General features: G+C 60.3%; 19 protein-coding genes. 11 read left to right on the top strand and 8 right to left on the bottom strand.

Going from position 1 to position 21,751, the window contains the following annotated elements; all coding sequences use genetic code 11:
* Nucleotides 1-107: GDP-mannose 4,6-dehydratase (locus tag ABIB73_RS18355; RefSeq protein WP_354226446.1), on the bottom strand; the 107-nt coding region annotated here is incomplete at its 3' end.
* A gap of 200 nt (nt 108-307) precedes the next feature.
* On the opposite strand from ABIB73_RS18355, the gene ABIB73_RS18360 reads away from it, so the two are divergent.
* The 5 genes from ABIB73_RS18360 to ABIB73_RS18380 are packed head-to-tail and all read left to right on the top strand — an operon-like array spanning nt 308 to nt 5,982.
* Complete coding sequence (locus tag ABIB73_RS18360) at nt 308-1,924, top strand: hypothetical protein (protein ID WP_354225961.1); 1,617 nt, start codon at nt 308-310, stop codon at nt 1,922-1,924.
* A 44-nt stretch (nt 1,925-1,968) separates the two neighbouring features.
* Nucleotides 1,969-3,432, top strand: coding sequence for a glycosyltransferase (locus tag ABIB73_RS18365; protein ID WP_354225963.1), 1,464 nt, complete (start codon nt 1,969-1,971; stop codon nt 3,430-3,432).
* Nucleotides 3,432-4,196 carry a class I SAM-dependent methyltransferase gene (locus ABIB73_RS18370; protein ID WP_354225965.1) on the top strand — a complete coding sequence of 255 codons (765 nt, stop codon included), beginning with the start codon at nt 3,432-3,434 and terminating at the stop codon, nt 4,194-4,196. Before ABIB73_RS18365 ends, ABIB73_RS18370 begins: the two co-directional genes overlap by 1 nt.
* Nucleotides 4,197-4,244: 48 nt before the next feature.
* Nucleotides 4,245-4,760: a D-glycero-alpha-D-manno-heptose-1,7-bisphosphate 7-phosphatase gene (locus ABIB73_RS18375; RefSeq protein ID WP_354225967.1), complete on the top strand. Its 516-nt coding sequence runs from the start codon at nt 4,245-4,247 to the stop codon at nt 4,758-4,760.
* A gap of 4 nt (nt 4,761-4,764) precedes the next feature.
* Nucleotides 4,765-5,982, top strand: coding sequence for a glycosyltransferase family 4 protein (locus tag ABIB73_RS18380; protein WP_354225969.1), 1,218 nt, complete (start codon nt 4,765-4,767; stop codon nt 5,980-5,982).
* Here ABIB73_RS18380 and ABIB73_RS18385 read toward each other — a convergent pair.
* From ABIB73_RS18385 to ABIB73_RS18395, 3 genes are read right to left on the bottom strand one after another with little or no spacing between them, the layout of a single operon-like run.
* On the bottom strand, nt 5,979-7,076 hold the full coding sequence (locus ABIB73_RS18385) for a DegT/DnrJ/EryC1/StrS family aminotransferase (RefSeq protein WP_354225971.1): 1,098 nt from the start codon (nt 7,074-7,076) through the stop codon (nt 5,979-5,981). The genes ABIB73_RS18380 and ABIB73_RS18385 overlap by 4 nt on opposite strands.
* A gap of 12 nt (nt 7,077-7,088) precedes the next feature.
* Nucleotides 7,089-7,559, bottom strand: coding sequence for an acyltransferase (locus ABIB73_RS18390; RefSeq protein WP_354225973.1), 471 nt, complete (start codon nt 7,557-7,559; stop codon nt 7,089-7,091).
* On the bottom strand, nt 7,556-8,617 hold the full coding sequence (locus ABIB73_RS18395; protein ID WP_354225975.1) for a Gfo/Idh/MocA family protein: 1,062 nt from the start codon (nt 8,615-8,617) through the stop codon (nt 7,556-7,558). Before ABIB73_RS18395 ends, ABIB73_RS18390 begins: the two co-directional genes overlap by 4 nt.
* 133 nt (nt 8,618-8,750) lie before the next feature.
* Here ABIB73_RS18395 and ABIB73_RS18400 point away from each other — a divergent pair, with 133 nt between their 5' ends.
* Nucleotides 8,751-10,151, top strand: a complete 1,401-nt coding sequence (locus ABIB73_RS18400; RefSeq protein WP_354225977.1) for a hypothetical protein — start codon at nt 8,751-8,753, stop codon at nt 10,149-10,151.
* A 13-nt stretch (nt 10,152-10,164) separates the two neighbouring features.
* Here the strand turns inward: ABIB73_RS18400 and ABIB73_RS18405 are convergent, their stop codons facing one another.
* Entirely contained in the window at nt 10,165-11,517 is a 1,353-nt protein-coding gene (locus ABIB73_RS18405) for a hypothetical protein (protein ID WP_354225979.1), read from the bottom strand.
* 153 nt (nt 11,518-11,670) lie between these two features.
* Nucleotides 11,671-12,705: a methyltransferase domain-containing protein gene (locus ABIB73_RS18410; RefSeq protein ID WP_354225981.1), complete on the bottom strand. Its 1,035-nt coding sequence runs from the start codon at nt 12,703-12,705 to the stop codon at nt 11,671-11,673.
* A 332-nt stretch (nt 12,706-13,037) separates the two neighbouring features.
* On the opposite strand from ABIB73_RS18410, the gene ABIB73_RS18415 reads away from it, so the two are divergent.
* From ABIB73_RS18415 to ABIB73_RS18435, 5 genes are all read left to right on the top strand, one after another.
* Nucleotides 13,038-14,225, top strand: coding sequence for a CgeB family protein (locus tag ABIB73_RS18415; protein ID WP_354225983.1), 1,188 nt, complete (start codon nt 13,038-13,040; stop codon nt 14,223-14,225).
* A gap of 106 nt (nt 14,226-14,331) precedes the next feature.
* On the top strand, nt 14,332-14,778 hold the full coding sequence (locus ABIB73_RS18420) for a cupin domain-containing protein (protein ID WP_354225985.1): 447 nt from the start codon (nt 14,332-14,334) through the stop codon (nt 14,776-14,778).
* Nucleotides 14,775-15,893 (top strand): DegT/DnrJ/EryC1/StrS family aminotransferase, encoded by a 1,119-nt coding sequence (locus ABIB73_RS18425; protein WP_354225987.1) that lies wholly within the window; start codon nt 14,775-14,777, stop codon nt 15,891-15,893. The genes ABIB73_RS18420 and ABIB73_RS18425 overlap by 4 nt, the downstream gene beginning before the upstream one ends.
* The gene (locus ABIB73_RS18430) at nt 15,890-16,657 is read left to right on the top strand and encodes a class I SAM-dependent DNA methyltransferase (protein ID WP_354225989.1); all 768 of its coding nucleotides are present in this window, start codon (nt 15,890-15,892) and stop codon (nt 16,655-16,657) included. Before ABIB73_RS18425 ends, ABIB73_RS18430 begins: the two co-directional genes overlap by 4 nt.
* Nucleotides 16,654-17,865 carry a glycosyltransferase gene (locus ABIB73_RS18435; RefSeq protein WP_354225991.1) on the top strand — a complete coding sequence of 404 codons (1,212 nt, stop codon included), beginning with the start codon at nt 16,654-16,656 and terminating at the stop codon, nt 17,863-17,865. Before ABIB73_RS18430 ends, ABIB73_RS18435 begins: the two co-directional genes overlap by 4 nt.
* A gap of 6 nt (nt 17,866-17,871) precedes the next feature.
* On the opposite strand, the gene ABIB73_RS18440 is transcribed toward ABIB73_RS18435, so the two are convergent.
* A complete protein-coding gene (locus tag ABIB73_RS18440) occupies nt 17,872-19,335 on the bottom strand; it encodes an MATE family efflux transporter (RefSeq protein ID WP_354225993.1) in 1,464 nt (487 codons plus the stop codon).
* Between the two features lie 698 nt (nt 19,336-20,033).
* Nucleotides 20,034-21,737 (bottom strand): hypothetical protein, encoded by a 1,704-nt coding sequence (locus ABIB73_RS18445; protein ID WP_354225994.1) that lies wholly within the window; start codon nt 21,735-21,737, stop codon nt 20,034-20,036.
* Nucleotides 21,738-21,751: the final 14 nt, after the last annotated feature.

Consider the following 21,751-nt stretch of genomic DNA (forward strand, 5'->3'; position numbering starts at 1 on the left):
CGCCGCTTGACGCCGTGCACGACATAACCGAGCGACAGCAGATGTTCGGCGAGATAGGCGCCGTCCTGGCCGGTCACGCCGGTGATGAGAGCGATGCGTTTGGTCATGGTCTAAGCTCGCTTCCACCTAACGGGTCGGGACCCGCATCGCTCGCCAAGGCTAAGTCGGCTCTGCAGGCAAGTCAGGGCAGCCGGCCTCTTGAAACATTGTTGCGCCATGCCCTCCGACTTCTGTAGAAGCATATAGTGGACGTGATCGCAACTCCGGTAGCCCGGCCGTATTCGGGGCGCCTAGGGATTTCATTATAATGCAGTTCCATTTTCGCCCGCGTCGGCTCCAATCAATCGTTCTGGCGACCCTGTTCTTCGCGCTTCCGCCCACCTTGGCCTTCGTCTTCCCCATCTCATTTTGGGCAGGAAATGACAATGAGCCACTCGGCCTGGCGAACGCCTTCAATTTCGCCTTTCGTCTGGCCGACCACGTCATGTATCCCGCGGACGGGATGACGAATCATCCGGGCCTGCCCTTCTATTTTTTGAACTGGTCGGCCCTCGCACTCGCCGGATTTCCGATCGCCTCGAGTCCATTGGATTTCTTCCGCGCCGTCACTGACCACATTCGTACTTATCAACTGTTTGCAATCACCTTATCGGCTTTGGTCGGCGCAGCCAGTGTCTACCTATTTGCCCGCGCCACATCTCCCTTCGCACCAGGACCAGTCATTCTTGTGAGCCTTCTGCTCTGGTTGCTGTCGACCCCGGCATCGCTGACGACATTTCTATCACCAAGCGACGAATCATTTGCGCTGGCGGTCAATGCGATCTTTTTGTGTAGCCTGCTCAGGATCGCACATGACGACAGGGGCACGATTGGGACATTCGCTTTCGCCGCCGCAGTCAGTGCGTTTGCCTACCTCAACAAACTTCCCTTTATGTACGTAGCGGTCGCACTCGGGGCCGCGATGATCGTGCAATATGTCTTTACGACGGGCGTAGTTCGCCTCTCTGCCGGTTTTGCCGTGTTCGGCCTGACCACCATTGCGTTGGTTGTTGCAGCCGGAAAATTCCTTATTGGCTGGCCGGCCTTCAGAGGTTTGCTGTATTTTCATCGCAGTGTTGCTCTTGGATCGGGCCTGTACGGAGAGGGCGACGGGGCTGTCATCAGTACCAGCGCTGTCCTCAACGCGGTTCAATCGATTCCTTCGGACCGTACATTTTCCCTCCCGCTGGCGATGGTGGGTGGAATGGGGCTATTGCTGATCGCGACCTACTCATTGTTGAGAACCCGCGAGCCGCGCCCTGAACTGACCGTGGCCATCGGATGCGGCGTTGCAAGCCTTCTGTCCGCCGTTGTCGTCCTCAAGCACTATGCGCCCCACTATTCCGCCGGTGTTTCGGCGACCCTTCCCGGCTGCGTGTTCGCCTATCATCTCCTCTTGAAGAAGCGATTCCCGAGAAGCACTCCCGTAGCTGCAGCCATCATCACTCTTCTCGTGTCCTATCCCGTCGTTGCACAGTTGCAATCCTATATTCGCGACCGCACCGAATTCACTCGGGCAGCAGCGCTCGACCGGAGCGAGTTGGGGACGGTGCTCGCATCGCAAAAAAAGGTCGTTGATTACGTCTACAGGGTCCCCTTTCGCGAGTACGGTGAGGGCCTTGTCATTACCTACGCCGGGGTCAAGCCGCTGACCGATGCTTATACAAGGGACCGGCGAGGCACGACCAACAGCCTTGCCGAGGCCCTCGTCAGCGAGGACGTAGGGGCATATGTCATCGACAAGAACTATTTTCGGACTGAAGACGCGGTCAAAACGGCCTCCAATATCGACCTGCTCGGACCGAAGCCGGTTCGGTATCAAGATGGCGATACGCTGATCGAGCTTCGCACTGTCTTTGTCCTCCTGCGCCGAGCCGCGCAATAAGCAGCCGATTGACGATCACCGCCCACTAGGAAAGCGCCACGATCATGTCCACACACAACGCCGCCGACTGGAAGCAGACGCCCAGCGCTCGCAAGCTCAACTTTCTGCGGCACACCGAGGAGACGATCGGCGAACAGGTTCATTGGCGCACGCTCAATTCCGCCTATTACAACGAGGATCGCGCGTTCATGCGGTTCGTGGTCCCTCGCCAGAAGCGTGTATTGGAACTTGGCTGCGGCCGCGGCGACTTGCTGGCATCGATCGAACCGAGCCATGGCGTCGGCGTCGATTTCAGCGCCAGCGCGATTGATCGCGCGAAATCCCAGTATCCCAATCTGAACTTCATCCTCGGCGACGTCGAGGACGCGGACACGCTGAGCGCAATCGAAGGCCCTTTCGACTACATCGTGATATCCGACACCATCGGGATGTTCGAGAAGATCGACGAGACCCTGCGAACCGTGCACCGGTTGTGCTCGCCCGAGACGCGCCTCGTCATTGCCTACTATTCGCACCTCTGGGAGCCCGCCCTCAAGATCGGCGAGGTGCTGAAGCTGAAGAGCAAGCAACCGCCGATCAACTACTTCGCAACCGCCGACTTCCTGAACCTGATGGACCTCGCTGACTTCGAGGTCATTCGGCACGAGCAGCGCCAGCTGCTGCCCCGCAAGCTCCTGGGTCTCGGCACATTCGTCAATCGCTTCATCGCGCCGCTCCCCGGAATCAGGCGGCTTTGCCTGCGCACCTATCTCGTCGGGCGACCGATCCGGCCTTTCCCGGATCGTAAATTGTCGGCCAGCATCGTCATCCCCTGCCGCAACGAGCGAGGCAATATCGAGAGCGCGATCACGCGAATGCCCCGGTTCGGATCGCAGCAGGAGATCATCTTCGTCGAAGGCAATTCCGTGGACGGCACCTTCGAGGAGTGCGAGCGCATTCGCGACAAGTACAGGGAGGAATGGCAGATCAAGGTGATGAAGCAGGAGGGCAAGGGCAAGGGCGATGCCGTCCGCAAGGGCTTTGCCAATGCCACCGGCGACGTACTGATGATCCTCGATGCCGACCTCACCATGCCGCCCGAGGAACTGCCGAGGTATCACGCGATCATCGAAACGGGAAAAGCCGATTTCGTCAATGGAACGCGCCTGGTCTACCCGATGGAAGACGAGGCCATGCGCCCGTTGAATTTTCTCGCGAACCGGACGTTCGCCTACATCTTCAGCTATCTCGTGAACACACGCCTGACCGACACGCTTTGCGGCACCAAAGTGCTGCGCCGCGACGATTACGAGGCCTTGATCCGGGAGCGATCCTATTTCGGCAACTTCGATCCCTTCGGCGACTTCGATCTGATCTTCGGTGCGGCGAAGCAGAATCTGAAGATGATCGAGACCCCGGTCCACTACAAGGCGCGCACATTCGGCGAGACGCAGATATCGCGATTTCGCGACGGCTGGCTGTTGCTGAAGATGGTGTTGTTTGCCTATCGCAAACTGAAGGCCATCTGATGACCAATGCCGCCGCGCCGGATGCCCATCTCAACGAACGTCAGACACTGCATCGCAGCGTGTGGCAGCGGAAGGAAACGCTGCGGCTGCTCTATCACGACTATCACCAGCGCCTGATGGCCGCCTGTCCGGACGGGCGGCTTCTCGACATCGGCGGCGGAACCGCGCATCTGAAGGAGTCCCGCAACGACGTCATATCGATCGACGTCCTGCGCTTTCCGGGAATCGACGTGGTCGCGGATGCGCATCGCCTGCCGTTCCGGGACGGGATCTTTGCCGGCGCCGTGATGCTCGACGTCCTGCATCATCTCGAGCGCCCGCTCGAGTTCCTGCAGGAAGCATCGCGCGTTCTGCAACCGGGGGGGCGGCTTGCGATGATCGAGCCCGCCATGACGCCCCTGGCCCGCCACTTCTATACCCACTTTCACGAAGAGCCGGTCGAGATGGACGTCGATCCGTTCCAACCCGTTGCAATCAATCCGGACCGGGACCCTTTCGATTCCAACCAGGCCATTCCGACGCTTCTGTTCGCGCGGCAGGCGGCGTGGGCACGCGTCGAGCAAGCCGTGCCCAGTCTGCGCGTGAGGAGCGTCGACTGGCTCAGCCTGTTTGCATATCCGCTGAGCGGTGGATTTCAGCCCTGGACGCTGATGCCCGCAAAACTTACGCGGCCTGTCGTCGCCCTCGAGGACAGCTTGCCGGGTATCATTCGCCGGCAAATCGCGTTTCGCATGATGATCGTGATGGAGCGCGTTCAGCCTTGAGGATATCGCCATTGATCATGCCACTCCTCGTGCGCGACAGGTAGCGCCGTGGGCGGATCGTTACAGCCCGCGGTTTTCTTCGATCGCGACGGTGTTCTGAACGTCGACAGCGAATATCTGTTCGAGATCGACAAATTCCTCTGGATCTACGGTGCGATCGAGGCGGTGAAGGCGGTCAATGATGCTGGCTATCTCGCCTTCGTGATCACCAACCAGTCGGGGGTGGCCCGGGGCCTCTATGAAGAAGCCGACATACATCGTCTGCACGATTGGATGGCGAGCCAGCTGGCGGCCCGTGGCGCGCGGATCGATGCTTTCGAATATTGCCCGTTTCATCCGGACGGGCTGGTCGATCGCTACCGGCGCGTCAGCGATCGGCGCAAGCCGCAACCCGGCATGATCATGGACCTTCTGAAGACATTCCCCGTCGATGTGAGCAGGAGCTTCGTGGTTGGTGACAGGCCCTCCGACATCGAAGCGGCGCGCGCAGCCGGACTAACGGGCCATGTTTTTGTGGACGGAAATCTTCGGGATTTCATCCTGCCACTCTTGGCGAACGGCTAGCGTCGTGGAGAAAGCTCCCAGCTTCATCCTCGCGACGGAGTTCTATCCGCCGGATTCGAGCACCACTGCGACCTATCTCGGTGCAATCGCGAATGCGATCGCCCTGGACGTGAAGACGATCATCCTGTCGGGAACGCCGGGCTCCTCCATGCTGTCAGCGACCGGCAAAGGCACGCCCGAGGTCATCGAGATCGCGAACTGGAGGCCGCCGAAGCACGCGCTCGCAAGACGCCTCGTCGCAAACACGATGCTGGCAATCCGGTTGTCCTGGGCCGTCTACAGGCGTGCGCGGCCGGGCGACGTCGTCATGTCGGTCACGAGTCCTTTCACCCTGCCCTACGCGATCACGTTTGCCGCAAGGCTGCGGGGCGCCAGGACGGCGCTCCTGATCTACGATCTCTATCCGGAGGCGCTGGTCGCTGCCGGCGTCACCCGGCAGACGTCCCTCGTCGCGCGCGCCCTGCGCCTGGCCAATGGCTGGCTATTCAGATCCCTGAACGCGATCTTCGTCATCGGCCGTGACGTGCCTCCGCTGCTGCTGCGCTACCCGCGCGTGCGCGCAGACAACATCCATTTCGTGCCGAACTGGACGCTGCTCCCCATTGGCTTCCGCGCGCCCGATGCCGAAAATCGCCTCAGGCAAGACCATCCATCGCGGTTCCTGGCCGGGCTCTGCGGCAATCTCGGCTTCACCCACGCGCCCCGCACCGTGTTCGAAGCCGCACGGCTGTTGCGGCATGAGAAGAACATCCATTTCATTCTGTCTGGCTGGGGCGTCGGTTGGGCCGAGTTGAAGACCCTGCAAGCCTCGGAGAATCTCGAGAACGTCACCCTGCTCGATCCCGTTCCCGCCGAGCAGCTCGCGGAATTCCTCGCAGCAGCCGATGCGTGGATCATCCCCTACCGGCGCAACGTCGCCGGTGTATCGATTCCCAGCCGCCTCTACAATTTTCTCGCCGTCGGACGGGCCGTCATCGTCGGCACGGAGGCGAATTCCGAGGCCGGACTTGCGGTCGCGGAGGAAGACATTGGCTGGGTCGTGCCTCCGGAGGATCCCGCCAAGCTGGCGCAGGCCGTACGCGAGGCCGCGGCCGATCGCAGGGCAACGCTCGAACGGGGCCGTCTGGCCGCGGTCGCCGCACTGAAATACAGCGAACAAGCCTCGACGCTTCGTTACCGGGAAATTGTCCGACGCCTGCGTGAGGACGGTGGCGCGAACTAGAAGTTCTTGATCAGCCGAATAACCTCATCCTGCTGCTCGCGCGTGATCTCCGCGAACATCGGGAGGGACAGGATCTTGTTCTGATCGTCGGACGCCCTCGGAAATTGTTCGGGACGATGTGCAAGTCGCGCATAGGCAGGCAGCAGCGGCAGAGCTGTTGGGTAATTTATCGCCGTCTGTACTCCATTCGCGCTCAGATACGCCGCGAGCGCATCGCGCTTCTTATGCTTGATCGTGTAGAGATGGTAGACGTGGGTGCGATCGGGCGCGACGTACGGCACCTCCACGCCATCGATTTGATTGAGGCCGGCATCATAGATCGCCGCAGCATCCTGGCGCGCCTTGGTCCAGGCCTCAAGATGCTTCAGCTTCGCCGACAGGATCGCCGCCTGCATCCCGTCCAGCCGGCTGTTGATGCCCTCGATCAGGTGGTTGTGCTTCACCAGCCCGCCGTGACGGGCGAGCATGGTCATGTGCTCGGCGAGCGCCGCGTCCCCGGTCACGACCGCGCCGGCATCGCCGAATGCTCCCAGATTCTTGCCCGGATAGAACGAATAGGTCGCTGCCGTCCCGAAGGTTCCGACCGGCTGATCCTTGTACCGTGCCAGGTGCGCCTGGGCGCAGTCTTCGATGACCCAGAGGCCGTGCTTGCGCGCGATCGCCATGATCGCGTCCATATCCGCTGGCTGACCGTAGAGATGCACCGGGATGATCCCGACGGTCCGCGGCGTGATCGCCGCTTCGATCGCCGCCGGGTCGATCGTGAAGGTCTCACCGTCGGTGTCGCAGAACACGACCTGCGCGCCCGCATGGGTGATCATCGCGGACGTCGATATCCAGGAATGTGCGGTCGTGATGACCTCGTCACCCGGCTTGACCTTGAGCGCCGCCATCGCGAGGTAGAGCGCATCCGTGCCGTTCGCACAGGACACGCAGTGCTTGACGCTGGATGCAGCCGCGAACTCCCGCTCGAAGGCATCGACATACGGCCCGCGGATGAACGCGCTGTCGCGAATGACTGCAGCGATCGCACCATCGATCTCATCCTTGATCGACTGATACTGGAGCCCGAGGTCCGCATAAGGTACCGGCATGAATGCTATTCCCTAGGTCTTGCCCTTGAGGCGGCGGGCGGGATTTCCGGCGTAGCTGCCGGGCTCGGTGATGTCCTTCGTGACCACCGAGCCGGCTCCGATCACGACGTCATCGGCGATCGTGACCGGCATGATGGTGGCATTCGAACCGATCGAAACCCGATTGCCGATCTTTGTCGCGCGCCACAATTCCCGGCGCCCGCGTGCTGGCCCGCCGGTCGAGAACGTATCGTTGATGAACATCACGCCGTGCCCGACAAAGCAATCCTCGCCGATCGACACCAATTCGCAGATGAAGGCATGCGACTGCACGCGGGTCCGCGCGCCAACGACAGCGCCTGTCTGTATCTCGGTGAAGGGGCCGACGAAGCAGTCGTCAGCGATCTCGCAGCCGTAGAGATTGCAGGGCTCGACCAATTTGACGCGCTGACCGAATTTGACGTCGCGAACTCCGACCTGGTGCACTTGCGGCTTGCCGCTCACGAGATCACACCGAGCCGGCTCCGCCGGGGCTCGAAGCGAAGCGCAACTTCCTGCCCTGTCTCGATCGACTCGTAGAGGGCGGAGATCAGCTCGAGGCTCTTACGGCCTTGCAGGCCGTCGACCAGTGCCGCGCTCTGATGCAACAGGCAGTCGACGACGTGCTGATAATAGGCCTGATGGCCGAAGCCGTAGACGTTGGGCGGATTGACCGAGAATTTCTCGACGACGACCTTGTCGCTCGGCAACTCGTCGACGAAATTCCAGTGCCTGATCTGGTTGACAGCGAAGCCCGCGATCTCAACCGTGCCCTTCTCGCCGAGGATCGAAAGCGAGCCTTCGAGATCCTTTGGCCGAACCGCCGTGGTCGCTTCGATGATACCGAGCGCCCCGTTGCGGAATTTCAGAGTCGCGACCGCGGTGTCTTCGGTCTCGACCTTCACCAGGGCGGTCGTTGCACGGGCATGCACGCTCACCACATCCCCGAAGAACCACTCCAGCATGTCGATGTGATGGCTGGCCTGATTCGTGAGCACGCCGCCGTCATAGGCCCAGGTGCCGCGCCAGGCGTCCTGATCGTAGTAGGCCTGGTCCCGGCACCAGCGGACCCGCACGGTGCCGAGGATGAGCCGGCCAAACCTGCCGGCGTCCAGCGCCTCACGCGCCTTGACGACCGGGACGTTGAAGCGATTCTGCTTGACCACAAATAGCTTCACGCCGGCTTCGTCACAGGCGCGGATCATGTCGTCGGCGTCCTGTAACCGAAGCGCCATCGGCTTCTCGACGACGACGTGCTTTCCCGCGCGTGCGCACGTGATGGCGTGCTGCGGATGCATGCCGCTCGGCGTCAGAACGGCAACGGCGTCGATGTCCTTGCGCACGAGCATTTCGTCGAGGTTATCGTAGGCGGGAACCCCGAACTTCGCCGCCAGCGCGTCGGCGCGGGGTTTAACGTTGTCACAAACGGCGACGAGGCTCGCTCTCTCGATGTGATTGCCACCTAGGAGTTCCGCATGGCGTTTCGCGATGCGCCCGCAGCCCAACAAGCCGAATCTGATCATCCGCCCTTCCTCTCGGCAGTCCCCTGCCGGATCGGTTGATTGCGCTTTCCAAGACGCTGACTCCAAAGCGTATATTCGAGAAATTCGTTGTCGATCAAGACAATATTGCCCGCGCGGCGCCCATGGCCCCCCGGTGACTGGCCAAGTTTTTGGTCCCCCATCCGTTTTTCATGATATTAGGGACAGAACGCAACCTGCCCACTCTCGCCTATCAATGAATTCCGTTCCAGACGTCGCCGCCGTCAAATTGCCGGCGTGCGATCAATTTAGATTGGGTCTCGCAATCTTCTGTCACATCGTGACGTGCTGCGTCTCCCTGATCTTGGTGATCGAGTACTATCGCCCCTTGCTGCCCCTGGCGCCGAACAGCCTCGATCTCGTCATAACCGCCGCCATAGGCGTGATTCCCTTTGCGCTGTGCTCGATCGTCTTCACGATGAGACGCTTCAGCTTCGGGCATGCCCTCGGCTTTTATTTCTACACGCTCATTCTCGGCTATCTCTGGCTCGTCGAATTCTCGACCTTTCCCTACCACCATCGCACTGCAGCGATTTCCGCATTCGCGTCGGCAATCGCCTTCCTCGTTCCGGCACTGTTCGTCGGCTCCCCCATTCCTCAGCGTCTTGCTTTGACCGCAAGGCAGCTTGACGTCATTCTGGCCGCCATTGTCGCACTCTCCGTCATCGTCCTGACGATCGGTGTGCAGTTCCAGTTTCAACTGGCCCGGCCTGGAGATATGTACAAGTTCCGCAACGAGATCGATCTGCCCAGATGGCTTCAATACGCAATCGGCATCGTCTCAGGCGCTCTGCTGCCTTTCGCCTATGCCTGCTTCGTCCAATTCAGGCGTTATCTGCTTGCGGCGCTCTGTCTGGTGCTGCTCGTCCTGTTTTATCCGGTGACCTTGACGAAGGTCTCTCTTCTGGCTCCGGGCTGGCTGCTGTTCCTCACACTTTTGTCCATCTATTTCGAATCCCGGATGGCGGTCATCCTCTCCCTCCTGCTGCCGATTCTGTCGGGCGTGCTGGTCGCCGTGCTTTATCGATACGGCCTGGTCCCGGATACGGTCTTCGTCTATTTTGGAACCGTCAATTTTCGGATGATCGCGATGCCCTCGAGCGCGCTGGATTTCTACAATGACTTCTTCTCGACCCATCAATTGACCCATTTCTGCCAGATAACGCCGCTCAAGCTGGTGATGTCCTGCCCGTACAAGGACCAGCTCTCGGTCTTCATGGCCGACAGCTATCACCTGGGCTATTTCAACGCTTCGCTCTTTGCCACCGAAGGCATTGCGTCGGTTGGAATGGCATTCGCTCCAGTCTCGGCCTTCGTCTGCGGCCTGATCATTGCCTTCGGCAATTGCACCTCGGCCGGCCTTCCTGCGCGCTTCATCCTCTTGTCAGGCGGACTGCTCCTTCAGATATTCATGAACGTGCCGCTCACGGTTGCGCTCGTGACCCATGGAGCCCTCGTCCTCTTCCTGCTCTGGTACATTGCGCCGCGCGAGCTGCTAGGCGGCTCAAAGCCGTGACTGTCCGGGGAAGCTATGGGTGCTGAGACGTTCCGCTTCCGTCGCCGACGTCACTACCACACGTTACGAACATGGATCGGGGCGCGATATACCAGAGCACGATCAGGAGCGAGGCGCCGTGGGTCGCGAGAGCGACCGACAGCGGGACGTTCAATAGAAGGTTGAGTAGAAGCCCCCCCGACAGGAGGATGAAGTTGGCGGGCAACTCCTGGGACAATCGGTTGACCAAGCCAACCAGAAGCCCACAGCAGAGAGCCGAAAGCGGCGCGAATTTCATGCCAACGGACGCAATCCCCTCGGTCGCAAACAGGGACGCGTTGAAAAAGCCCATTTTGTAGGTGTTTTGCATCAGGACCGGCAGCGACTCCTGAAGGGGACAAGCCATGAGGCGCTTGATGATTCCGATTTGACAGAAATGCGTCAGGTCGTGAGTGGAAAAGTAATCGTTGTAATAATCCAGCGCGATCGACGGCAACGTGAACATTCGAAAATTCACTGATCCGAAATAGGCAACGAACATCGGATGCGGCAGCAGCTGGAGCGCATCGAGCGTGGCCAGTACAACGCCTGCCGACAGAGGCAGAAGAAGAGAAAATATGACGGCCGCTCTCGGTTCGAAAAAGCGAATCAGCGCAGTCAGGAACAGCAGCCAGATCGGGGCGAACAGCGATACCTTGCTCAATGTGATCGGCCAAAAGAGAGCAAGCAGGAACAGGCACGACGCCGCGCGCAAGTACATCCTGAGCCAGATGAAGCAGGCAAATGCAAAGGGAAGCAGCGCAGTCGAGATTATTCCTATCGCATATTCAAGGGGAACGGGGAATTCGAGTTCATTTCGAAAACGGTAGATGTCCTGGAGTTGGACAAATCGGAAATTGTAAAGCGATCCAACCGCGACAACGGCAGCGGCTGCGACCAGTATAGTTGACAACAGTCTCCGGAATGAGCGCGGCGTCAGCACGAAGTGCTGCTTGATTGGTGAGGTGATCAGAAGCGCCGGGGCCAGAAATGCAACCCCGGACAGGAACGCCGAGATCGACGCCGCGCCGTGATCATACGGAAACGCCGAAAAACTCACGAGCCACAGATAGCCAAGGATCAGTGTGTACATGTACACGCCTGCCGCATAGCCGAAACTGAATCGACTGAAGGCAAAAGCGAGGAAAACGAGGGCAAAGGGAAGCACTGTCGCCGTCGCAGCCAGAAGACGACCGGCGTCTGCTTCGGTCGTCCGCAGGTAGTGGTTGTAGTTATGGATTACCAAACCCAGCGAGATGCAGCAGGCGGCGACTTGGAAAAGGCCATAGACGGCCAACCTGCGCCAGCCGGCGGGAGAGGGATGGGTCGTGTCGCGGTCAGCCTCCAAAATGGCTCGCACTCCGGGTGAGCAGATCCATTGTCAGAAAGCTACGCACAGCGTGTCCTATCACGATCCGCCGCAGTTGCAGGAGCATTCTTCGCGCTCAGCTCGACAGGATAGCAGCTTCGGAGATCATCGGCTTCGCTATCGCAGAACCAGCTATTTGGTGGCGAGCAAGGCGATGGCGCTTCCCATCTTGCGAGCGAAAGGTATGCAGTCGCATATTGCGTCATCGATGCGCGTAACCCACTCCGCCTTGGGCACGGACAACATAAGTCCGGCTTTTTGCGCAACGATGGATGGGTATCGGGTGAACGAACCGTGATGGATGCAGTCGGCGCTCTTGAAAGAGGCAAAGAATGGCTTCACACGCTGCTCCGTAATCGGGCTGCAAAAGGGATTTGCCTCTCTCTTGCCGAAGATTGCCGTGCCGATGGTATATCCTGGGGCCTTCCAGGGCTCGATCGCAGCAAACTTCCCACCGGGCTTCAGGATGCGCGCTATCTCGGGCATCGCAATATCGGTCCTCATGTGATGCACACAGCCACCGACGAAGCAGACGTCGGCGTACTGATCGGCCAATGGCAGTTCTTCGCCGATTCCAATGATGCAACGCAGTGAAACGTTGAGGAGCCTGGCAATCTCCGAGGCGACCAGCGCTTCGCCGATCATCGGCGTGATGAGCATTGCCTCGGCCGCACCCGCGAGCAAGAGAAGCAACGCCACGGTTCCACTGCCTCCGACCTGGACAACGCGCTTTCCGAGCACGGAACCGATATGGCGATAGCAGTCGATTTCGCTCGCCGCGTCGATGTTGTCGCAAGCCCAAAGGATCGCAGGCTCCGGAAATTTGTGGCGCTGCTCCGCATCGAGGCCGGCGATCTTGAAAAGATGCTTCATGCTGATGGAGTCGACAGCTTTTGCAGAACCGTCAGCGCGTATCTGTTCGGCCCGTTTGCGCCCAACAGAATTGTAGAACTCCATCTCGGCGTACGCTTCCGCGTACTGCGGCGCTTTGATATCCCGAACCCACGGACGATTCGTGTCGGCTTCCGGTCCGAGAAGAACGGGCAGACCAATCCGCAACGGATACGCTACACTCTTGTCCGACGTGCAGACAGCTTCATCACTAACTACGGTTATGGGTTGCTTGGTAACCGGACAAACCAGCCCCTGAATATTGATGTCAGCCACGCCCGCCTCCACAAAAGAGAACTCTTCGTAACACTCATACGTAATATACGCACGGGAGATCAACCATTTCGAACAGCGCACTCTGCGGTTGTTCCCGATCCCCGCAATGTAAGCCCGTCTTTCGGGCCGAGCAGGGGCTCGCGGAGCGGCCGGCACGAAGAATCTCAATTTGCCGTCCGCAAAGGCAGTTGCCGGGATATGCCAATCTAAGTATTGGAAGCGTGGGTTCTTACCGGTGGCGAATGGCGCGGCGGTGACATCCCACCGGCAGAACGCCCGCATCGCGGTTCTCGCGCACCACGACGAAACTTGATTGGCGAGGACCAGGCTTCATGCGCGTGCTCATCCTGAACGGAGACTATCCTCGCTTTCTGAAATGGCTCTATGCCGGCGACGCCAATCTGGCCACGGCCTCCTACGCGGACCAGATGGCGGCGCGAAACGCGAGCCTGTTTGGCGTGGCCAATTTCTATTCCAGCAACTTCAGGGCACAGGGACACGAAGCCGCGGAGATTCACGTCAACAATGTATGGCTTCAATCGGCCTGGGCCCGCGAACATGGCATGGCTTTCGACATGTCGCTGGAAATCGCGGGCGGCAGGAAGGACAGCTTGCCGGGATGGCTGCAACGCGCCGTCGCGCCTCTCAAACCGATGCTCAGGCCGCTTGCAAGAGCCGTCGGACTCAGCCCGCGTCTCAGCGAACAGCTCCAACACGTTCTCGTCGCACAGATCGAGGAATTCAAGCCGGATTTCATCCTCAATCAGGACGTATTTTATGTCACGACCAGACTGATCGAGCGTATCAGCGGAATGGGCGTCTCGACGATCGTCGGCCAGGTCGGCATCGAGCCGTCTCGCGGAGAGAACTGGCGTGTGTACGACCTCATGCTATCCCAATTGCCGCGGGTCGTTCGGGCCTTCCGCGCCGCGGGCGTGGCGGCGGAAGTCAGTCACCTCGCGTTCGAGCCGGTCATTCTTGACAGGCTGCCCCCCGGAGCGGTGCAGGACGTCGACGTCTCCTTCGTCGGCTCGGTATCCGAGGATCATCGCGAGCGCATTGCGCTGCTGGAGTTCGTCGCCGACCGCTTCGACCTGAAGCTCTGGGGAAACATCCCGAATTCCCTTCCCACATCGTCGCCGCTGTGGCGCTGCTTCCAGGGCGAGGTCTGGGGCACCGAGATGTATCAGGTGCTGAGACGGTCCCGCATTACGCTGAACTCGCACATCGACATTGCTGGCGAAGAGGCGGGCAATATGCGCCTCTTCGAGGCGACGGGCGTCGGGACCTTCCTGCTTACGGACTACAAGAGAAATCTGGATACCCTTTTCGAGGCGCCCCGGGACGTCGCCGTATGGCGAACGCCCGAGGACTGTGCCGCATCGATCGAGCGGTACCTGGGCGACGACGGCGCGCGGCTAGCAATCGCAGCAACGGGGCAGCAGACGACACTTTCGCGACACAACTTCAACCTGCGTGTCCGGGAGATCCTCGACTTCATCGAGCGCATCAAACGATAGCTTTTGCAGTTCGCCAGCGGTCTTGACGACACCGCCGAAAATGGCCAAAGTCATGCCGGACTGCGGCTAACATGCTGCAATTTCTCACATTTTAGGATAAACTCGGGTGGACAGCATCGAACACTGCCGATTCGATGGTCAGTTGTACGCGATCATCGTGCGGGCTTCCTTCCGCCAGCCTGGCATCACGTTCTTTTCGCCGCCAGAGCTGTCGCAGCAGCTCGCCTTCATGAGCCATCCCCAGGGCAAGAGCATCGCGCCGCATCGCCACAACAAGGTGACGCGCGAGGTGCACTACACGCAGGAAGTTCTCTTCATCCAGAAGGGGAAACTTCAGGTCGACTTTTACACGGTGGGCGAAGAATACCTCGAGAGCCGCGTGCTCTGCCCCGGCGACGTCATCCTGCTGTGCAGCGGCGCGCACGGCTTTCGTGTGCTCGAGCCGATCGAAATGCTCGAGATCAAGCAAGGCCCCTACTCCGGGGAAAACGACAAGACGAGGTTTGACGAAGCAGCAGCTTCGGAAATACGGATCAAGGGTCCTGGCCTGTGACCTCATTCATTCCCGTCAACACGCCCCTGCTGGATGGAAACGAGGCTGAATATCTCGCCGAGTGTGTCCGCACCGGCTGGATCTCCTCCGAGGGCCCGTTCATCAAGCGCTTCGAACAGGAGATGGCGCAGGTCGCAGGACGGCGCCATGGCGTCGCCGTGACCAACGGTTCCGTCGCGCTCGACATTGCCGTCCACGCTCTCGGGCTCAAGCCGGGTGATGAAGTCATCATCCCGACTTTCACGATCATCAGTTGCGCCGCAGCGGTCGTCCGAGCCGGCCTCGTCCCGGTGGGGGTGGATTGCGATCCTGCCACATGGAACATGACTGTCGAGGGCGTGGAAGCCGCGATCACGCCGCGCACGCGCGCGATCATGCTGGTTCACATCTACGGACTGCCCGTCGATCTCGATCCGATCCTGACGCTCGCCCGCAAGCACGATCTGAAGATCGTCGAGGACGCTGCCGAGATGCACGGCCAGACCTACCGCGGCATGCCCTGCGGCAGCTTCGGCGATGTCTCGACCTTCAGCTTCTATCCCAACAAGCACGTCACGACCGGCGAAGGAGGAATGATCCTCACCGACGACAACGCGCTGTCTGATCGCCTGCAAAGCCTGAGGAATCTGTGCTTCCAGCCGCAACAGCGCTTCGTTCATGAAGAGCTGGGATGGAACGCGCGCATGACCAATTTGCAAGCTGCACTCGGGGTCGCACAGATCGAACAGCTGCCGCGCACGATCGAACTCAAGCGCAAGCTGGGCCGGCTGTACGACGAGCACCTCGAGGGTGTGGCCGGCATCCGCCGTCCTGTCGTCCGCACCAACTATGCGGACAACATCTACTGGGTCTACGCAATCGTCCTCGACGACGACGTTCCGTTCGACGCCAAGGAGGCGATGCGACGCCTGGCCGAGAAGGGCATCGGCACGCGGCCGTTCTTCTGGTGTATGCACGAGCAGCCGGTGCTGCGCCGGATGGGCTACATGCTGGACGAGTCCCACCCGCACGCCGAGCGCATCGCCCGCCGCGGCTTCTATCTGCCGAGCGGCCTTGCATTGACCGAGGCGGAGATCGCCCGCTCGGCGCAGGCCCTCAAGGAGATTCTGGCGTGACGGTGTTCGCGGAATACGCGCCCTGGTACGACCTGCTGTACGAAGACAAGAGCTACGCTTCGGAGGTGGATTTCGTGGAGACGCGCCTGCGCAACCACGGCGTCGCATCGGGCAAGGTGCTCGACCTCGGCTGCGGTACCGGGCTGCACGCCATCGAATTCGCCCGGCGCGGCTGGAGCGTTGCCGGCATCGATCTCAGTCACGAAATGATCGCACGGGCAAAGTCCAGGGCCGAGCAGGCAGGGCTTGGCATTCCCTTCCGCCAGGGCGACGCCTGCGACGCCGGACCGGAGCATGGCTTCGACGCCGTGGTGTCGCTGTTCCATGTGGCGAGCTACCAGAATGACCGCGAAAGGCTCGAGCAATTGTTCAGGACCGCTCACGCGGCACTCAAGCCGGGCGGCATATTCTTCTTCGACTATTGGTACGGCGGAGCCGTGCTCGCGCAGGGCGTCGAGACGCGCGTCAAGGAAATCCAGCGCAATCCGCTGCGGTTGACCCGGATCGCGCAATCGGAGCACGACGAGGCCACCGCGACGGTCTTCGTGAACTACACCCTCTTCTGCGAGGACATCGATCGCTCCACGATCCGGCGCGTCGACGAAACACACCGCATGCGCTACTGGTTTCCGTTCGAGATCGAGACCTCCCTCGAGGCCAGCGGGTTTCAGCCGGATGGCAGCTACGCCTGGCTCTCGGAAGCCGCACCGAACTCGAAGACCTGGGCTGCCTATTCGATCGCCAGAAAGAGACGCTCGCCGTGAGACCGTTGCGACTGGCCGTGATGCTGGAGCAAGCCCTCGAAGTCGGCGGGGGATTTCAGCAGCCACTGAACGACGTGCTCTGGCTTCGCGACTGGGCGGCGAAGTCTGGCAACGAAATCGTGGTCTACTCGCCTTATCCGCAGACCCAGCGCATCCTGAAGGAGTTCGGTATCGAGGCACGGCTGCTGAAGTTCAGCGTCCTCGATCATGCCTTCCTCTTTCTCAAATATTGCGGCCCGTTCGATCTCGTGCAGATCGGGCTGAAATTGAAGTCCCTGTTCGAACGCGCCCTGGTCCGAGACGGGATCGACGTCGTGCACTTCACATCGACGTCGAAGCGCCACCTCTTGCTCTATCAGCTTCCCTTTGTCATCACGATCTTCGACGGCTGTCATCGCGATGCGCCGGAATTTCCGGAAGTACGTGCTTTCGGCGAGTTCGAGCGGCGCGAGATCCTGTTCGGACTCGGAAGCATGAAGGCGGTTCTGGTGGTGGTCAATGCGCCAGAGCTGGTCGAGGATCTGTCCCGGCGCTATGCCGTGGAGCGATCGCGCATGGTGCAGATCCCGTTCTCGCCTTCGATCTATGTCGCCTCATCCGGCGACGGCGCGGCTGGCCGCGACGAAGCCGTCCTGAAGAAATACCGCCTGGAACCGAACTACCTGTTCTATCCGGCGCAGTTCTGGCTCCACAAGAACCACATCACGCTATTGGCGGCGCTTGCCAGGCTCCGTGACCAGGGCCGCATCGAGCGGCTGGTGCTTTGCGGATCGGACCGCGGCGGACGCGACAAGATCGAAGCCGCAATTGCGGCCTATGGCCTTGCAGATCAGGTCTCGATCCTCGGCTTCGTGGAATCCTCCGAACTCGGCGCCCTCTATCGCAGCGCCGCCGCGCTGGTCATGCCCAGCTACTTCGGCCCAACCAACCTGCCACCGCTGGAAGCCTGGGCAGTCGGAACGCCCGTCATCTATCCCGAAGCGTTCAAGGCGCAAGCAGGCGATGCCGCCATCCTGTTTGACTATGATGATCCGGATTCGCTGGCCAACGCGATCATCAGCTTGCGGGCCGCCGGGACTTCCCAGCGGCTGCGCGAAGCTGGTGAACGGCGGCTGCAGCAGCTCGCCAGCGAAACCGAGCTCGGACGACAGCACTTCGCACAGCAGATGGACCGGCTGAAGCATCGCCTTGCGCTGATGCCACGCTGACGTGCTTCAATGTGGAATGCTCCGGATAAGCTTGTTCCGTAAACCAGTTCTCGCCAACGGGGAGCTGATCAGCGCCATGCCGGCGAGCCACACACTGCATTGCAAGACCAGGTCGACGAATCCGGTTCCCGGCATCGCATAGCGCGCTACCATCCCCATCGCCAGTCCGGCCGCTACGACGGCCAGCATCATCCCGAACAGAAGCACCGCGTGCCGAAACGGATGCTGCAGCGTCTGGATCAGCAGGAACGAGAACAGGACGCCGAGCTGAGCCAGGATATCTCCAGAGGTGAGGCTGATAGCCGCCCCCAGTGGACCAAGAGCCGGAATCAGGAACACCGCCAGGCCGAAGAAGATCGCAATCTGCAGCGACTTGGTCCACAGCAGAAGTCTGCCCCTGTCGCTGTAGCTTGCATAACTCATTGCGAACGTTGCCGGCGTGACGAGGCAGGTGCCGCCGATCAGCATCACGGCAAGCGTCGCGTCGTATGGAATTGCTCCCGCAGTCCAAAGCTCGAAGAACTCACGCCAGAACGACAACAGGCCGCCCGTGATCAGGCTGACCGTAAAGGTCACGATGAATAGCCCTTTCGCATACAGGGCCCGCAGGCTGTCGCGCGCCCCCACAGCGTGGTCGTGGCCGAGCTCCGCCGCGATCGGCAGAGAGAATTGATAACAAAGGGCACGCAGGAAATTCGCAACGGTCCTGGTCAGCACCCACTGGGCGATCGCAGCCCGATCGGAGACGAGGGCTCCGATGAGAAGGACCGAAAGATACGACATTCCGACTTCTGCGAAGTTCATGACACCGAACGGAAATGCGCCGGTGAATTGAGCCCTCGCCCACCTCCAGGAGACACGCCGCGGCAGACCGCCGAGAAACGGAAAGTGCCGTTTCAGATCCGAAAAGAGGATGAATGCGGAGACACCGACCTGCCCGGCAACGAACGCCAATGCCACCATCAGCAGGTTACCTGTCAGGAATACCGCAATCACCTGCGCGACTTGGCCAAGCCCTGTCCCCCACGCCTGCACGGCGGCGACGCGGCCGTACAAACCGCGGGCGCGGAAGAGAGAACTCGCGAGGTTCGCTGGCAGCGTAGTGGCAAGGCCAAGCATCACGATTGCGAGCGCCATATCGAAGCCAGGTTCGCTGCGGAACCCGAGGACACTCGCAGGATTCGCCAGCATCAGCAGGATGCCGATGACAGAGACCAGGCCCCCGACAACGCCGATGAAAAGCAGGAGCACGCCGGCGAAGTAGCGGCGCGTACGACGATCCGCGTCATCTCGCGACTTGAACGAAAGAAAGCGATTCAGGCTCCACACATGGAGGCCGGGATCGGCAGCCTGCACCAGGCTCCCGGCGGCGAAGATCGTGAGCCACGCCGAGAGCGTTTCATGCCCCAAATATCTCAGAAAGAACGGAATGAGAACAATCTGCTGCGTGAGCGCGAGCAGAACGAGCATCGAATTCGCCGACCATCCTCCCAGGATGCGGCGAGCACGGTTTGAGCCGGATTTCGTCAAGTTGCGCCCGAGCGAAGCGATTCGATCCGATGGAAACGGCCCATCTGGCCAATCACCGTCCGAATCCGGATATGCCGCTGTTCCATCGCTGATTAAGCCTTAGTATTCCACTCGTCCACACACAAGCGACGAGATGCCTGTTCCGGCTTGGACGCCAGTCCGGAATTGGCTAGTGACGTCCGTTCCATCCGGACGACAGAGGGCTGAACTTTGTCGAAAATCGTAGTGCCAGCAGGCCATCGGGATAACGCCGCGCGACCGCCCAGTTCCGCTAGTGGGTTATCCATCCAGTACCCCACCTGTGCCGACATTCTCGCCCCCATCGAAGTCGGCGCGATGCTGTTCGAGGGCCTTGGCCGCCGGATCCTTCTTCCCCCTTCGACGTGCGGCAAGTCGGCTCGGCGCTTCAGGACGTCTTCGTCAGCAAGCTCGAGAAGCGGTGCTCCACGTGACGAGATCGTCCTGCAGGCCTCCGATACGCACTTGGTCTCGATATAGTGGTTACGGGACAAAAACATCGGCGCCGCCCAGCCAGCCTGTTCGTTCGCCAGCCGAAGAGGCACAATTGCCATATGGCAGCGGACCTCATGAGCCGCGCATCAGCAGCCAAAAGCATCGATTACTTTCGCATCTGTTCGTTAAGACCTACAAGGCACTCTTGCGCTCGGTGCAAAGAGCTCAAAGACATCGCCCTGCGGCGTCGTCATTGTCTCCCCTACCTTACGATAGCGACCTTCTAGCTCGGCAAGTCCAAGGCGATTCACGGTCTCGGGGAATGCCGGCTTACCGACGGGGACGACGAGCCAAGAGCGGTCGATCACCTCGCGAGCCACTGAACCAAGTACGAAGCTCGCAAAATTGTCACTGAACCGGTAGCCGGCCGGCAGCCACGCGAAGCCCGGGGGAAGCGCGCCCATCACGTAAGCAATGCCGGGAGACAATCCCGACAAATCAATCATCGGCTCGCCTTCGCAAAAGCCTTCATTTCGAGCAATACTTCGGAGCTTATGCACGAACAGGGCCGCCGCGGGGTCAAGGCGAAGCCGGGCCCCTGCGGAATTGATCGGAACGAGCTGGGTTTGCTCCGCGACCGGCGCGAAAACGCGATAGGGATTGTTGATCGCATACTGAATTGCAAACACCGGGTAACACAGCACGATCAGGAATCCGGCTGCGCGAAGCAGCGGCGCCTTTGGCGTGGCGAAATAGATTGCAATGGCCGCGACGATTGCAAACTGCCCGCCGTGAAAGGTCGCGACGCTCGCGGGCAGGTAGACACCCGTTCCAATTCCGGCCGCCCACGGAAAAAGAAGCATGAGAAAAAAGCTGATGCCGAGCCGAAAATCCCGACAGACCAGGATCGCCATCATGGCTGCGGTTGACGCCAGATTCGCGACGTCCAGCCCAAAGAACTCGACGTTTCTGTGGCGCACAACCAGGACGATTGAAGCGACCGCGTAAAGTGCGACACAACTCCTCAAGGTTCTGTCTGTTCGAGCAGAGATTGGCCTGAGAGAAAGCACCGAAAGAGCGAGGATACCGATCCACCCCAAAACGAGGTGGCCCCCTCTCAGCGAGAACAGGAATCCCGCCAGATCCTCAAACAGGCCCCGCCCCAACGGGGAGGTCGGTCCAAAGAAAGTCATGTAGGCGGTCAACTGCTCAATGATACGCGAGACGGGCAACAAGGTCGCGGCGACGCCGATGATTGCAAGCGTAATTGCGCCAATCGCCAGAAGCGCGCGCCCGATAGTGCGAGAGAGGAGAACGATCGCAACCCCGACAATGACGGCAAACAAGGCGGCCGACGGGATTTTCGCCAACGCCGAAACCACCGCGGCGACACTAACAATGACGCCCGTTAGCGGCAGCGCGCGTGACGTGTACAGCGCGCCGATCGCTCCGATCAACAGAAGCCCGCTTATAAATATCAGAAGATTATAGGAGGGCGTGAATACCCAGTAGAAGTAGTAGGCAAGCCCCGACGCTCCAGCTATCGCGATCAACGGTATTCGGCTCTCGAGTGGAGCATTCCGGCTCCATATCCAACCGACCAGGATTCCTGCTCCAGCGGTCAGCAGGATGAAGATGCGCCGAACCGCGGCGACATCTCCTCCAGTCAGGGTGTAGAAGGGCTGCAGCAGATACCCGAACTGGGTTTGCACCAGATTGTACGAAGCCGGCGCCTTCGCGTTGAGCAAGTAAAATGACTCATCGGAAAAAACGAAGCCGCGATCCGCCCAGGCGAGCAGCCACCCAAGGAGCAAAAGGCACCCGCAAAGCGGCGCAAGCATGATGATGCGGGGCGCATGAGGATGTCGGGCGAGATTAACGAATGGCATTCAAATTTCTCTCG

This window comes from Bradyrhizobium sp. F1.4.3 (assembly GCF_040548375.1).
In the GTDB taxonomy this organism is placed as follows: Bacteria; Pseudomonadota; Alphaproteobacteria; order Rhizobiales; family Xanthobacteraceae; genus Bradyrhizobium.

Bases quoted from the DNA above. Each gene is read 5' to 3' on its own strand.
- ABIB73_RS18360 (WP_354225961.1), top strand. From the start codon at position 308: ATGCAGTTCCATTTTCGCCCGCGTCGGCTCCAATCAATCGTTCTGGCG.
- ABIB73_RS18365 (WP_354225963.1), top strand. From the start codon at position 1,969: ATGTCCACACACAACGCCGCCGACTGGAAGCAGACGCCCAGCGCTCGC.
- ABIB73_RS18370 (WP_354225965.1), top strand. From the start codon at position 3,432: ATGACCAATGCCGCCGCGCCGGATGCCCATCTCAACGAACGTCAGACA.
- ABIB73_RS18385 (WP_354225971.1), bottom strand. From the start codon at position 7,076: ATGCCGGTACCTTATGCGGACCTCGGGCTCCAGTATCAGTCGATCAAG.
- ABIB73_RS18395 (WP_354225975.1), bottom strand. From the start codon at position 8,617: ATGATCAGATTCGGCTTGTTGGGCTGCGGGCGCATCGCGAAACGCCAT.
- ABIB73_RS18415 (WP_354225983.1), top strand. From the start codon at position 13,038: ATGCGCGTGCTCATCCTGAACGGAGACTATCCTCGCTTTCTGAAATGG.
- ABIB73_RS18440 (WP_354225993.1), bottom strand. From the start codon at position 19,335: ATGCTCGTTCTGCTCGCGCTCACGCAGCAGATTGTTCTCATTCCGTTC.
- ABIB73_RS18445 (WP_354225994.1), bottom strand. From the start codon at position 21,737: ATGCCATTCGTTAATCTCGCCCGACATCCTCATGCGCCCCGCATCATC.